At 51.8% G+C, this 13,954-nt stretch carries 11 protein-coding genes; 3 read left to right on the top strand and 8 right to left on the bottom strand.

Going from position 1 to position 13,954, the window contains the following annotated elements:
* Positions 1-13: 13 nt before the first annotated feature.
* The 8 genes from PED39_08255 to PED39_08220 all read right to left on the bottom strand — a co-directional run bounded on the left by PED39_08255 (position 14) and on the right by PED39_08220 (position 11,378).
* On the bottom strand, positions 14-832 hold the full coding sequence (locus tag PED39_08255; GenBank protein ID WII07573.1) for an ABC transporter ATP-binding protein: 819 nt from the start codon (positions 830-832) through the stop codon (positions 14-16).
* On the bottom strand, positions 822-3,800 hold the full coding sequence (locus tag PED39_08250; GenBank protein ID WII07572.1) for an iron chelate uptake ABC transporter family permease subunit: 2,979 nt from the start codon (positions 3,798-3,800) through the stop codon (positions 822-824). Before PED39_08250 ends, PED39_08255 begins: the two co-directional genes overlap by 11 nt.
* 9 nt (positions 3,801-3,809) lie before the next feature.
* The gene (locus PED39_08245; protein ID WII07571.1) at positions 3,810-5,198 is read right to left on the bottom strand and encodes a helical backbone metal receptor; all 1,389 of its coding nucleotides are present in this window, start codon (positions 5,196-5,198) and stop codon (positions 3,810-3,812) included.
* A gap of 76 nt (positions 5,199-5,274) precedes the next feature.
* Positions 5,275-5,898, bottom strand: a complete 624-nt coding sequence (locus PED39_08240) for a hypothetical protein (GenBank protein ID WII07570.1) — start codon at positions 5,896-5,898, stop codon at positions 5,275-5,277.
* Between the two features lie 127 nt (positions 5,899-6,025).
* Entirely contained in the window at positions 6,026-6,823 is a 798-nt protein-coding gene (gene dph5, locus PED39_08235) for a diphthine synthase (protein WII07569.1), read from the bottom strand.
* Between the two features lie 465 nt (positions 6,824-7,288).
* Positions 7,289-9,391: an acetate--CoA ligase family protein gene (locus tag PED39_08230; protein ID WII07568.1), complete on the bottom strand. Its 2,103-nt coding sequence runs from the start codon at positions 9,389-9,391 to the stop codon at positions 7,289-7,291.
* 207 nt (positions 9,392-9,598) lie between these two features.
* Positions 9,599-10,336, bottom strand: coding sequence for a 4Fe-4S binding protein (locus tag PED39_08225; protein ID WII07567.1), 738 nt, complete (start codon positions 10,334-10,336; stop codon positions 9,599-9,601).
* Between the two features lie 355 nt (positions 10,337-10,691).
* Complete coding sequence (locus PED39_08220; protein WII07566.1) at positions 10,692-11,378, bottom strand: hypothetical protein; 687 nt, start codon at positions 11,376-11,378, stop codon at positions 10,692-10,694.
* A 119-nt stretch (positions 11,379-11,497) separates the two neighbouring features.
* Here PED39_08220 and PED39_08215 point away from each other — a divergent pair, with 119 nt between their 5' ends.
* From PED39_08215 to PED39_08205, 3 genes are all read left to right on the top strand, one after another.
* Positions 11,498-11,884 (top strand): carboxymuconolactone decarboxylase family protein, encoded by a 387-nt coding sequence (locus PED39_08215; protein ID WII07565.1) that lies wholly within the window; start codon positions 11,498-11,500, stop codon positions 11,882-11,884.
* A gap of 105 nt (positions 11,885-11,989) precedes the next feature.
* On the top strand, positions 11,990-12,316 hold the full coding sequence (locus PED39_08210; GenBank protein WII07564.1) for an iron-sulfur cluster assembly accessory protein: 327 nt from the start codon (positions 11,990-11,992) through the stop codon (positions 12,314-12,316).
* Positions 12,317-12,393: 77 nt separating this feature from the next.
* Positions 12,394-13,944, top strand: a complete 1,551-nt coding sequence (locus PED39_08205; GenBank protein ID WII07563.1) for a helicase-related protein — start codon at positions 12,394-12,396, stop codon at positions 13,942-13,944.
* The last annotated feature ends 10 nt before the right edge of the window (positions 13,945-13,954 follow it).

The raw sequence follows: 13,954 nt of genomic DNA, 5'->3' as shown, positions 1-13,954 counted from the left end.
TTGAATGCTCTGATTAAAGGATGTCGTGATCTTTCCTAAACCTCTTCGGGAGTACGAACAGCTCTCCGTCCTTATCGAGTCCGACCGATGCGGATACCTCGTAGACATCCTCGATCAGTTCGGGTGTGATGACGTCCTTCGGCTTGCCGATGGCCACGATCTCACCCTTCTTCATGATGATGCACAGGTCGCAGTACCTTGCCATCAGAGAGATGTCGTGCTCCGCAACGAGGATGGTCATGTCCTTTTTGACCATGGCGCTGAGGTACTCCATGACATCCAGCTTGTACTTCATGTCGAGGTGTGAAGTCGGTTCGTCCACGAGCATCAGTCTGGGTTGCTGGACATAGGCCTTTGCGATGAGAACGCGCTGCCTCTCTCCTGAAGATAGCATACTGAGCGGGCGGTCTTTCAGATGCGATACTCCGAACTTCTTGAGGGCGTCCTCCACGAAGGACTCGTCCTCCGGGGATTCCCACCACATGTTCTTCAGATAGGGATATCTTCCTAATATCACTGTCTCGTACACGGTCAGTCCGAAACTGGCCTTTAGCTCGGCAGGGACGTTGGCGACAACCTTCGCGATCTCGCTGGGGCTCTTCTCTCTTACGGACTCGCTGTCAATCAGGACATCGCCTTCGGTGATGTCGTGCAGCCTGTTGATGCACTTCATCATGGTGGATTTACCGCACCCGTTGGGGCCGATCAGTCCCACCAGCAGTCCGGGGCCAATTTTATATGATACTCCCCTCACCGCGTGGTATCCGTCCTCGTAGATCTTGTGAAGGTCCCTGAGCTCCAGCAGAGGGGCCTCGTTGTGATCATCCGTCATACATCTTCCCCCTCTTGATAAGGAGCCAAGCGAACACAGGCACACCTATGATCGTGGTGATGGCTCCGACTGGTAATTCGAATCCGATGATCAGCATCCTTGACAGCAGATCCGCTGCTATCATCAAGAATCCTCCGAACGCCATGGACGCAGGCAGCACAAGCCTGTGATCCCCTCCAAGCATCATACGGCATAGGTGGGGGATGACCAGTCCGACGAATCCGATGATTCCGCAGAACGCAACACAGATGGCGGTCAGGACTGACGCCAATGTCAGCATGATCAGGTTGAACTTCTTGACATTCAAACCCATCTGCTTGGCCTGATCCTCGCCCAGAAGCACGAGGTTGAATTCTCTGGCCCAGAATAGGGCAGCAAAGGAGATCGCGAGCGCCGGTATGAGGACAATCCATACCTTTGCCCAGGTAATCTCCGCGAATGAACCGTACAGCCATGAAAGTGCACCGGATACTTTGCTTCCAGCGAATGTCAGCATTAGAGTCTGTGCGGCTCCGAATACAAGGCCAACGATCACTCCCGAGAGAACATAATTGACTGAAGAACCACCGGATCTGTTTGCGAGCAACATTGTGCATCCGAAGGCAATGATTCCCCCGAGTGCGGCCGCGATGGCAGTCAGGTAGATAGAATGCGATGGGAATAGTCCGAAGAACGTGAAGTCGAACGCTATTACAGCTATGGCCGCTGTTCCCGCTCCGGAACTCACTCCCATGATGTATGGATCGACTAGAGGGTTTCTAATGATAGCCTGATACATCGCACCGGCAATGGATAGCCCGATACCGACAGCCAGGGCGACCAAGGTTCTCGGTAATCTTGCACTGTACACCATCAATTCGTTGTAGTTCAGGTTCTGCCCTCCTTTGCCGATGGCGGAGAACAGTGATGAGAACATCTCTCCAGGACTCATTATCGATGTGGGCCCGAGACACATGGACAATAGCATCACGAACAGTGTGAGCACTATACCTACGCCCATGACCAGCCAAAGTCTGTGTCTGCGAAGGGTGTTATGGGTGTAATCGTCTCCGTACAGGAAGTGTCCGAAGGAATCCTTAAGCTGTGCGAAAGGATGTTCCCAGCCTTTGACGAACTTTAAGGCGGCATATATGATTAGAAGTATGGCGATAATTGAAACTACCACGCTGATGGCTAACCAGAGGTTGCTGTCATCAACAGGATCGACTGGATCAACGTTCTTTGGTTCGTCGAATCCTCCCTTTACGAAGTATACCGAGACATCGTTACCACCGAAGTAGTATCCGTCGATGAATATCGCATTTGTCATGCAGAAGTCGGTGTAGTCATCAGGAATCCAGTATTCTCCTATTCTCTTTCCGTCGAGATCAAACTCCATGAGTGGCTGACCTTTAGTGTAACTGGTTGCAGCGAGTTTCTCATTATTGATATTTACAAGAGCCCCATGCGTGACGTAGTTGGCGGTGCTAAGATACTCGACCTTGCCTTCTAGGTTTATACGGCACACTGTAGGTGTGGAATCCTTGTTGCAAGAGAAATAGAAACCAGTGAATTCTTCAGAAATGAATGGAGTAACATAACCGCTTACCGCACCCAAACTTGATTCGATCTTTACCACTTCATTTAGCGAGAACCCATCGTCTAAATCCACTTTGTACATCGCAATTCCGTAGACTCTAGAACTCATCACCAATCCATCGTTAAATGCCATGCCTAGATATTTCTCTCCGTCTTTCTCTAAGATAGCTACAGGGCAGACTGAACCAGTGTAGTCGTCACCCTTGTATTTTTCGTAGACGAGCTGGTCATAAATCAGATTTCCGTTTTTCTTATCGATGACATACAGGTGACCGTCAAACTGACCAGCATAGACGTAATCATCATCGATGGAGGCTGCATAGGTATAGCTCACACCACTTGTCTGGCAAGACCATATGGGATTCAGATTAAGGTCGAAGCAATACACCATGCCTGTGACCCCTTTAGATACTAGGACGCCAGAGTTGTAGCTCAGTGATGTTAATCCATCTGCATTGTTCTTTCCATGGACTCCCTCAGGGATTTTATTAGGTACCTTGACGTCTGATGTAGGTGCCGGGGCTCCATAGAAAGTAGTGACATCCATCGAATTGGTTATGTCGCCCTCGGATGTCTTGTAGTTGATTTTGTATAGCTTACCGAACGAGGATTGGACATACAGGTAGTCTCCGACTATTGCAGAAGTTGTGACTTCATAGTATGTGGTGGGGAAGAAGAAATGCCATTTCTCTTCACCAGTATACAGATCCATACAAGTCATGCAGGCATTCTGCGCATACTCTTTCATGCCGTAACCATACTTCACGAACACCAGGCCCGAAGCGGTTAGCGGCTGGGAGTACGATCCCTTCACACCATTCATACCGTTGTTTCCCCAGACGAACTCGGGACTGTCGGATGATATTCTGGCGTTCATGTAGTATTGCATAGTGGAGTCGTTACCCATGCAAGTTATGGACTGATGGTCAGGAGTCTCGGCGGGAACCGTGCCCGCAGGATAGAATCCAATCGCATATGTTCCGTCGAACGATGATGAGAGATTTGATTTCGGTTCCCATTTGCCGTCTGTCCATTCATACACTATCCAGGTGCTCGTAACCGTAACAGATGAAGTTCCGGGGTTTGTCAGTATGTCATCCGATGTGGCCATCCCGGTTCCCACTGTGTAACTGCTCTTGCCGTCCACGGTCAGTTTTGAACCAGATATTGAAGCCTGGTGGCCGTTTAAGTTTAGCGTCGAGACTATAACATCGGAGACAGTCCCCGTTCCGTTAGCGGCATACCATTTGATATCGCCGTTCCCCTTATCGAAAAGGATGTTTGCGGTACTGTCGGACGCATCCGACTCCTGCTGTGCCTCTGCGACGAGGGTGGCTGTGAATGCCAATACCAATAGGGCACACATCAACAATGTCTTCCTGCGATCCATTTCAATTCCTCAGTTGTATCCCAGATACTTGGTGTAGACCAGGTAATCAAGGTAATTATCGCCCAGATATTTGGGCATGCTCTCTAATTTGAATGCCTCTGGATAGCATATCTCTCCCAGGATCTCGACGATTTGCGGAAATCTCGGTGAAGCGCGTGATGCGAGGTCGGTGGAGGCACCTGTTAGCAGGTAAATCTCTCCGGATTTGTACGCATCGGTAGCCTTCCACGTGTCGTATAGATGAGAGTACATAATATCCCATTCTGACTCTGTGGCCTCGTACTGGTCGGTGACCACTATTATGATGTCTGGATTGCATAGTGCAATCATTTCTGTGCTGATATGGGACCAGCCGTCGACTGATGAGAAAGCATTGCTCACATACACCGTCGTCAGCATATCGTCGATATAGGTCTCACTTCCGCCGACATAGGGGGCCACGTCAGTAGACAGGGCGACCATGACCTTCTTCTCTGAGTGGGGGATGGAGGTCAGAGCTCTATCGATTTCGTCCAGCGCCTCGGTGTCGTTTTGATAAACCATATCAAAGGCCAAATCATAGCCTATTGCGACACTGGCGATATACGCGTTATCAAATATTGTATGTATGTCCTCTCCTGGGTAGAGGACAACAGAATTGAAGCTTGACCTAGCGGTCTTGCATAATTGAATCTGATTGAATTGGGATCCGTCACCTATAATCATATCGGGGTTCAGTTTTACAACGATCTCATAGTTCGGATCGGTGTAGGTTCCTGTGACTGTGACTTCTCCAGTTCTCTTTCTGTTGTTTACATCGTCGGGATAGTTGCTATAGTAGTCTGTACCAACGATGATGTTTCCAGCGTTGAGAGAATATACGGTCTCTGTAGCTACTGGTGAGAGAGTTATTACTCTATGTGATTGGCCGTATCCAAAGAAACAAACTCCGGTGAGGTCGACTGCCACTGTTGGCTTGTCCCCCTCGGCTCTGAAGGCCCAGGCGATTATCGCATACTGGCTGGCATCTATCTCATAGCTTTCAGATTTCACCCATTCGGTGCTGCCTCCATTTTCGACATACCAGAGGCCCCAAGTCCTGTCCGCATCGTTAGATATGCCGTTGATCTCTATCACAGTCCCTTTGGAGTCGATGGTCAGTGGATACAGATTCTCTTCGCAAGCATTTTTCAGCAGGTTAATCGGATCTTTATTTACGTTAAGATCGGTTTCGAACCAGGTAACGTCGTACTCTTCGAAATCAATGAGTATGCCTGTAGCATGGTCCTGTGTGGCTTCAGTGGTGTTGACTGCGAATACCACAGCGATAATCACACCTATTATAATGATGGCAAAGGTGAATCTTGATTTGAGTTGGAATATACGTTCAGCCGTCATGGGCGCGTGTTCTTCCTTCAACGTACGGATATTCAAACAATCACCATCAATTTTTACAAAGTAAGAGGTTTAGTAAAGAGTTTAACAACCTTGAAAATCAAGCGTTCTTCTTTTTCATGAAGAAGAATACAGCGACAGCAATTACGACAATGACGATAATCGCGATGATGATGAGCATCATGGTGTTGTCGTAAGCAGTGGTTCCGACGGTGGGGAGCTTCTGAGCGTATCCGTACTCGCTGTAGGAGTACTTTGCCTTATCTGCGTCAGAAAGAGCGTTATACTCTTCGACGGACAGATACTTGTCAAAGACGATGGCAAAAGTGGTCGACTCATCGTAGGTGTTGGTCGGCTTCCACTTGTCGCCATCAGCATAGAATACGGCGAATCCATAGTATGTGGAGTAGTCATGCCAATCTCCATGGCTTTCGTAACTTCCAATGGAAACAAGCCACGTTCCACTCATCTCATAGTCAATCTCAGCATCTTGAAGGCCTTCTATAAGAGCTTCGAGGTAGTTGTCTGCACTCTTCTCGTCTGCTGTATAGGCTTTGAGCCACTGGTTGATGGGAACAGCGTTCGATGTGTCATCATTGCACTGTATGTAAAAGTGATATGTGACATCTGCAGCATCATTGTCCTCTGTTGCGACAACAGCGAAAGCTGTAGCAACGAACATGGCGACGACTGCAACTGCGAGAATCTTTGAATTCATCTTCATTGTAATCACCTAGCTATGCTAGTTGATACCGAAACCGCATTATTTCTATATAAGGTGGTTGGATGTAATGTCCCTTATCCATCCAGCATTTAATGGTTCATAAATTTTTTAGTTTGCTGGCTGGAGATCATTCATCCTCTATGATTTCCTCAGGAGCCCCAGCAAATCTGACCAGTGCGTACTGCTCCATGAAATGCAGGTTGCCCGGTAGCACGAGAGTGAACAGAGGCTCCCCTAGATCCATCTTCAGCAGGTCCTGCGGATATCCTGCGAAGATCTTCTCATTGGGCGATCCCACTTGTGATGCGACGCACAGGATGGTCTTGTCGTCGATCAGACCTTCCTGCCATTTCTCCTCTCCAAGCATCAGCCATTCGATGGCCTCATGGGCGGTCATGTACCTGAGCTCGTCAGCGTGTATGTCCAGGAGGATCATCGTGTGCAGCCCCATCTTCTTGTTGGCCATTATGTGGTCATAGGGGGACTTGGGGTGGTATCCCTGCTCGATGAACGGCAGCGTCACCGCCCTTCCGAATTTGTAATTCTGCAATCCGAACACGGTGGGGCATGCGGAGAATATGCTGATCCCGTTGAACAGCCTCACTGGGATCCCGGCCTCTGCGGCCTGTATCCTCAGGTCCACATGGGTGGTGGCGGACATGGGGTCGCCTGCAGTGACGAATCCGACCCTCATCTCGAGGGCATCCTTGATGATGTCGTCGTTCTCTTCGACCTGCGCCCTATAGAGCACCTTGATCTTCTTGCCGATGGCAGCTTCCAGGTCCTCGACCTTCGTACCAATGAGGAACGATGTGTAGAATTCTGCATAGATCTTGTCGCATTCCTTCAGTGCGTTGAACGCTTTGACGGTCATTCCATCAGTGCCGCTGAGGCCCAGTCCGACGAAGACGAGTTCGGATGTCATCGGAGTCACAATGGGCTCATCCGATATATTGATGACCGTTCGGGATGGATGATTATGGTTCTGACTGACGTAAATTAACAATATGAATGTTAGCTGTGACGGGTTGGGCGAAACATCATATACATCCAGAAGTGGTGTTCTCCCGCCGGAGTTCGGGCCTCTGTGGTCCGAAATGGCGGATCAAAGAGGTTCAATCAGGGTTGATCGACCCCGGCCTCGGCAGGAGGTGATATTGTGCCGATCGCACAGATCAGTTTCTGTCGGAATCCGCAAGGAGGATTTCGGCTGACCATTACGATTGGTGATATTACAATCGTAATCGATTGGATATAATCCTTTCGTGATGGAAGAAGTCTGAGCCGACTATAAGGCCTGGAGTCCGCCGGCGTCGATCCTTCTTTGAAGGCCGGCGGACTTCACACTCTGAATAGAGAAGGGGGAAGGTTCCCCCGTAAATGTTTGGGATCACTCTTTGACGAGTGTGACCAGGGCATCGACGGCGTAGGCACCCTTGCCCTCGACCTGCACGATGACAGGGTTTATCTCCAGCTCGTGGATCTCGGGGTTCTCTTCTGCGATGAGTGCGATCCTCTTGATGGTCTCCTTCATCGCGGGGATGTCGGACTTGGCGAGTCCCCTTGCACCGGACATGAGCTTGTACGCCTTGGTGGAGGTGATCATCTCGTCCAGCTGCTCCTCGGTCATGGGAACGTGTGCCTGGGAGATCTCCCTGAGGATCTCGACGTAGATTCCACCGAGTCCGAAGGACACGACAGGTCCGAACTGAACGTCGCGAATCATAGAGAGGATGACCTCCTGTCCGGAGACCATCTGCTGGATGGAGACTCCGTCGATCTTGGCTCCGGGCACGTTCTTAGTGCAGTTGTCCATGATCTTCTGGTATGCAGCCTTGGCATCGGCAGCGTCCTTGACGCCTACGACGACTCCTCCCACATCGGTCTTGTGCTTGATGTCGGGGGATACGATCTTCATGACGACGGGATAGCCGATCCTGTCGCACTCCTTTGCCGCCTCGTCCGCGGATGTGACCGTGGCCTCGCCGGGAGTGGGTACACCGTAAGCCTTGAGGATCTCCTTTCCTTCGGATTCGGAGAGGGAGTCCCTTCCCTCGGATCTGACCTGGTCGATGATCTTTTTGACTGCAGCCCTTCCTCCGCCGTTGACGGCAGGGTAGGACATCTTGGTGTGCTTCTTCTCCTTGTTGATCGTGTATGACCTGAGGATGTCCAATGCATGGATGGCCCTGTCAGGTGTGGGGTAGGTGGGGATTCCGGCCTCCTTGAGGTAGTTGTTGGCTTTGTCGCACTTGTGACCGCCTGCGAAGCAGACGACGAAGGGAACAGGGATCTGGTCCTTGATTTCGACGATGGACTGTGCGACCGCCTCGAGGTCCGCTGTGTCGAGCGGTGAACCCATGATGACCAGTGCTCCGACCTCGGGATCGTGTGAAAGGATGTCGATGACCTCTTTGAAGTACTCGGGCTTTGCATCACCGCGGATATCGATGGGGTTAGTGACACCGGCGACGGTGGGTACTCTCTGCCTGATCTCCTTGATGGTCTCGTCCGAGAACTTGACTGCGTAGACCTCCTTCGCATCGAAGGCGGCATCCGCGGACATGACTCCGAGTCCTCCAGCGTTGGTGATGATTCCCAATCCGCTCTTCTTCATCTCGGTGCAGCCGCTGAACACGTTCAGAACATCGAACATGTCGTCCAGGCTGCTCGCCCTGTAGACGTTGAGCTTCTTGAATATGACATTGTTGACGGCATCGGCGCCTGCCAGGGATCCCGTGTGAGAGGATGCGGCGGCGGCTCCGGCCTGAGTCCTTCCGGACTTGTAGACGACAATCGGCTTATCGACGGGCATGTTCTCGATAGCCGAGACGAACCTGTGTCCGTTGGAGATTCCCTCGCAGTACATTCCGATTACCTTCGTGTTGGGGTCCTCGGATATCTCGGGGATAATGTCAGCTTCGTCCAGGTCGGCCTTGTTTCCGAAGGTGACGAAGTTGGCGATACCGATCTTGTTGAAATATGCCCAGTCGATGATCGATGATCCGACCGCTCCGGACTGGGAGAATATGGAGATGTGTCCCTTCCTGGGAAGGAGGTGTGCGAAAGTGGCGTTCACTCCGGCCCAGGGGTTCATGTTACCGAAACAGTTGGGTCCGAAGAACTTGACATCAGCCTCCTTCGCGGCGGCTACGAGCTTCTGCTCCAGGATCTTTCCTTCGGGGCTGTCCTCCTTGAATCCTGCTGTGAGGATGGTTGCGCAGTGGCAGCCGTTCTTCTTCAGGTTAGCCATCTCGTCGGGAACGAATGCGGCCTTGATGGAGATCACGGCGAGGTCCACGGGTTCGGGGATCTCGGTGATGGATGTGTATGCCTTGAGTCCCTGAATCTCCCCTCCCTTGGGGTTGACGGGGTACAGCTTGCCGGTGAATCCGGCGTTGATCATGTTCTTGAGAAGCATTCCACCTAGCTTCGTTTCATCGTTGGATGCACCAATGATGGCGACAGAGTTGGGTGTCAGTAGTCCTTTCATGAGTGGTTATCTTAGACCTTTATTATAATACTTGGGTATTCATTTTTGATATTCTGTTGAATATCGTAAATCCGTTTTGAAATTCGTAGAAAAACTAGTCAAATTCTACGATTTTTATAGAATTCGTCAGATGTCTAACAAAAATGGTATGTTTCGTTGCTTTTATCGAAAAATATTCGACGAATGACGTTATCTAACAACGTCAATTTAGATTCTGTCTAACAATCCCTTCAACTTGGACATGGGTTTGAACACAGGCTCCACCAGACGTCTGGCATGGCCGATGACGTATGCCATCTGAAGTTCCTTGGTGGCATGTGGGAAGAAGGCGATGATTCTAGCCTTGTCGGCCTTGTATGCCGCCATCGTGACGTTGGAGTGGAAACCGCGGATGCCGAGCTCCAGGCCCTTGGCAATCATCCTCCTGGAGGCGTTGAGGGCATTTTCCGGTCCGTCCGCGCAGATGAACAGCATCTGCTGCCCTTCCCACAGTGAGCGGTTAGGCTGCAGGACGTTGTTTTCCGCTCTCCATTGCGACCATTCTCTGACGATTGGGAAATCCCCCTCCCTGTCTTTGACCACGTCGCATACAGTGTCCATGAACCTGTTGAGGTTGTCTCCCTGCAGAACGAAGATTTGGTACTTGTCCTTCTTGCCGTGATCCATGGCGGAAATGAGCTCATCGAGGTCTCTGTCATTGATCATGGAACCGTCGAACATCTTGTCCTGCTTGATGCTGGCGAAGAAACCACCCTCTCCGTTCACGTGAGGGATGAGCTCAATCGCTCCCTTGGGGCAGCTCGATACGCAGTGCGAGCATTCGAGGCATTTGGTACCCACCTCTTTGGCCTTGCGGTCCTCGATCACGATATTGTGCTCTAGACACATCTTGGCGCACTTGCCGCAGCCGACGCATTTGTCCAGATCGATCCTGAGGTGGTTCATCGTCGAAGCAACGATGGTTCTAGGATAAAGAAGTATGGAAAACCTCTTCAGACAGACCTCCTTGAGCGGGTCGGGTTTGACCGCCGTTTTTCCTCGTTAGTTTAAATACCACTCAGTCGTGTCATCCTTGTCGTACCGGCAAAGGGGCGTGATTCATGATCGCCATGTGCACGGGACGGCGTACAGCGGCCTCATCCCAACTTTGTTGGGCTCCCGCGGGAGTTGGTGACGTGTCGTCACAGCGATGACCGGGGGTCAACGTGGGGTCCGACACATACCCCCGGTGTAAGTCAGTGCTCCGAGATCGGCGTCATCGTCGTAACCATGAAAGAGTGTGTTAGCATCCGGGGGACACTCAACACGGTATGCTGAGGCCAGCGTCCTCCAGAATGTTTCTGATCCTGTTGAAACCAGGGAATTCCTGCAGTCTTCTCTGGTACTCGGCGATCTTCTCGTTGAAGTCCTCGGCGAACCCCAATTGCACGAAAAGCACCTGTGTGAACAGGCAGAGGTCGAGGACCTCTTCGGGGATGAATGCGGTATCCAGCCTGCGGTTCATGCAGATGGTCCTCATGAATATGCTCGAATGCCCCACGTCCGAAGAGGACCCCATGGGGATCCATCTCAGCTCAAGCACGTCATCCGGCTCGACCAGCCCCATCCTGACGAGTCTCTCCATCGATCTGCTGAGGTTGACATTGCGGCCTTCAGGCCCGATGCTGACGTTCGGTATCCTGCTGAGGTAGACGGGTACCTTCTTGGCCCTGAACTTCTCCGAATACAGGTACTCTAACAGTTCCGCCGGGAAGCCTACGTCCCTCTGGTTCACCATCCTCGATAGCAACATGTCCGCCAGTTTCCCCATGCATCTTTCTGAGATCTCGTCCAGGTAATCGCTCACCTGGAGCTTGATCATCCTGTCCGTGCGGGTCCAGTTAACCTTCATCTCGCGTTCGGGGCTGAATTCAGCCACAATAGTGTCGAAGCCCAGTTCCTTTCCTTTCTCTTTGAATATCCTGTCGATGTCGCATTTCCTTGTCATCGATTTCTTCCTGCGTAACCATACGCAGATACGTACGGGTCATGATCAGATTATAAAGATGAATGTAGAAGTCATGCTGACCATTCTAACTTATTTAGTCACTAGCCCTTCATCGTAGCATGCAAGAAGATCCGGCACAGCGCGAGAAGACGGACAAGATATTGAATGCCATCAAAGAGAGCTACGGGTTCATCCCTGTCGTCAACCAGGTCATGAGCGAGCGTCCCGACATGTTCCTCCCCAGTGCGGAATTCAGCCAAGCCATCCTTGACAGGAAGGACGGGGCAATCCCCAGGAAGGAGAGGTTCCTCATCGCCATATCCGCCGCGGCAGCTGTCTGCGGAGAGTACTGCCTCAAGGTGCAGATCAAGCACGCCATCGAGGCCGGTGCGACAAGGGACGAGATACTCGAGAGCATCATGATCGGTTCCTACATGTCCATGACCCGCTCGCAGTCCTATGCACTGAGGGCCTATGCTGACGCATTTGGAATCAAGTATGACTGAAGGGGTTGGCAGAGGTAACTGCGTTAAGTCAGCTTAACAGCGGTAGTACGAAGTACCCTGGGCCATGTTTTATAAACTGGTCCCTGTTAGGAGTGGTTGATAACAATGGTAACAATCGAGCCTGAGGCAGTAACTTTCATCACCGATCTTCTCGAGAAGAACCAGAAGACCGGCTACGGCATCAAGATCTACATCTCGGGATCCTCATGTTCCGGACCCCAGTTCGGAATGACTTTCCAGGAGAAGGAGATGGAGGGAGACATAGTCGACGACACCGCCAAGAACTTCAACATGTTCTACGACGAGGAGACGAAGGTGGAGCTCGACAAGTGCGTCATCGAGTTCGTCGACGACCCCAACTTCGGAACCGGCCTCATGATCCGCGACCCCAACTTCCAGGGCTGCGCTTCCTGCGGCGGCGGATGCCACTAAACATAAAAAGGGCCTGACGGCCCATTCAAACCCATTTTCTCACAATATTTTTGATATCCTTACGACATGTACCGGCGATGAGCTACGTAGTCCATCCCTTCATAGCACCGAACAAGGTGGAGGAGCGCAGCTACCAGATCAACATGGTCCGGGGCTGTATCGATACCAACACCCTGCTCATCCTACCGACGGGACTCGGGAAGACCATCGTAGCGCTGTACGTAGCCGTAGAGTTCCTCCCGAAAGGGAAGGTTCTGATTTTGGCTCCGACGAAGCCCCTGCTCGATCAGCATCAGAAGACGTTCACAGAGCTCATGGTCGGGCATTCCCTGTGCATCATAAGCGGAGAGACGGCCCCGGAGAAGAGGGCAGAGATGATGGCTCAGAACGACGTCATAATCGCCACCCCCCAGACAGTAGCCAACGATCTGAAGGAGGGGAGGTACAGCATGGACCCGTTCTCCCTGGTCATCTACGACGAGGCTCACAGAGGAGTGGGGGATTACGCTTACGTCACCGTCGCCGAGTACTGTTCTAACAGCATCCGCTCGATAGGCATGACCGCATCTCCCGGAGCGAACATCAACAAGATCAAGGAGGTCTGCGGCAACCTGAATCTCAGGAGGATCGATGCCAAGACTGAGGACGACCCCGATGTGTCGCCTTATGTTCATGATACATACATCACCGAGGTCAGGTTGAAGCTCCCGGAGGACCTTCTCAAAATCGATTATCTTCTGAAGAAGCAGCTAGGAGTCTATGTCAACAATCTAGTAGCCTTGAAGCTCATGAATCCGGCCAGACCTCCCACCAGAGGGCATTTCCTGGATGTGCAGAGGATGCTGCAGGCGAGGCTGAACTCCGGAGAGAAGACATCCACGGTATACAGAGGCCTGTCCCTGACCGCCAAGGGGATCAAGATCCTGCACGCCATGAAGCTGGCAGAGACGCAGGGTATCACCCCTTTGAGGATCTATCTGGAGAAGATCGAAGCGGAATCCGAGCAGGAGCGCGGCGGCAGGAGCGCCAAGGAGATCATCGGTACTCCAGAGTACCAAGAGATGAGGAAGATCGTGGACACCACGAACGTGGAGCATCCGAAGGTGTCCAAGACCATGTCCATCGTAAGCAGGACCATCAATGACGATCCCGGTTCCAAGGTGATGGTCTTCACAGAGCTCAGGGACACCTGCGAGATGATGGTCGCCAAACTATCGACCATCCCCGGAGCGAAGGTCGCCAAGCTCATAGGCCAGTCCAAGGAGGGGATGTCGCAGAAGGAACAGGTTGCCCTTCTAGACAAGCTCCGCAGCGGAGAGGTCAACGTCATCGTGGCCACATCTGTCGGAGAGGAGGGACTCGACATTTCCAGCACCAATGCCGTCATCTTCTATGAGCCGGTGCCTTCAGAGATAAGGACCATCCAGAGAAGAGGGCGTACCGGCAGGAAGAACGACGGTGACGTTTACGTGCTGATAGTCGAGGATACCATGGACGAGGGTACCGAGGCTGCAAGCAAGCGCAAGGAGCAGACCATGCGCGATAACATCGAGAGGCTCAACGAGGAGCTGAAGAGGGGCAGGCCCATAAACCCCCATGGGACTCAGCGCGGTCTCGACGATTTCTGAAAAGTCTTAT

It is taken from the genome of Methanomassiliicoccales archaeon LGM-RCC1, from assembly GCA_030168575.1.
In the GTDB taxonomy this organism is placed as follows: domain Archaea; phylum Thermoplasmatota; class Thermoplasmata; order Methanomassiliicoccales; family Methanomethylophilaceae; genus Methanoprimaticola.
This window is presented reverse-complemented; position numbering and strand designations above follow the sequence as displayed.

Coding starts and splice junctions, on each gene's coding strand:
- PED39_08215 (WII07565.1), top strand. CDS start 11,498: ATGCAAGAAGATCCGGCACAGCGCGAGAAGACGGACAAGATATTGAAT.
- PED39_08205 (WII07563.1), top strand. CDS start 12,394: ATGAGCTACGTAGTCCATCCCTTCATAGCACCGAACAAGGTGGAGGAG.
- PED39_08230 (WII07568.1), bottom strand. CDS start 9,391: ATGAAAGGACTACTGACACCCAACTCTGTCGCCATCATTGGTGCATCC.
- PED39_08225 (WII07567.1), bottom strand. CDS start 10,336: ATGAACCACCTCAGGATCGATCTGGACAAATGCGTCGGCTGCGGCAAG.
- dph5 (WII07569.1), bottom strand. CDS start 6,823: ATGACATCCGAACTCGTCTTCGTCGGACTGGGCCTCAGCGGCACTGAT.
- PED39_08220 (WII07566.1), bottom strand. CDS start 11,378: ATGACAAGGAAATGCGACATCGACAGGATATTCAAAGAGAAAGGAAAG.
- PED39_08255 (WII07573.1), bottom strand. CDS start 832: ATGACGGATGATCACAACGAGGCCCCTCTGCTGGAGCTCAGGGACCTT.
- PED39_08240 (WII07570.1), bottom strand. CDS start 5,898: ATGAAGATGAATTCAAAGATTCTCGCAGTTGCAGTCGTCGCCATGTTC.
- PED39_08250 (WII07572.1), bottom strand. CDS start 3,800: ATGGATCGCAGGAAGACATTGTTGATGTGTGCCCTATTGGTATTGGCA.
- PED39_08210 (WII07564.1), top strand. CDS start 11,990: ATGGTAACAATCGAGCCTGAGGCAGTAACTTTCATCACCGATCTTCTC.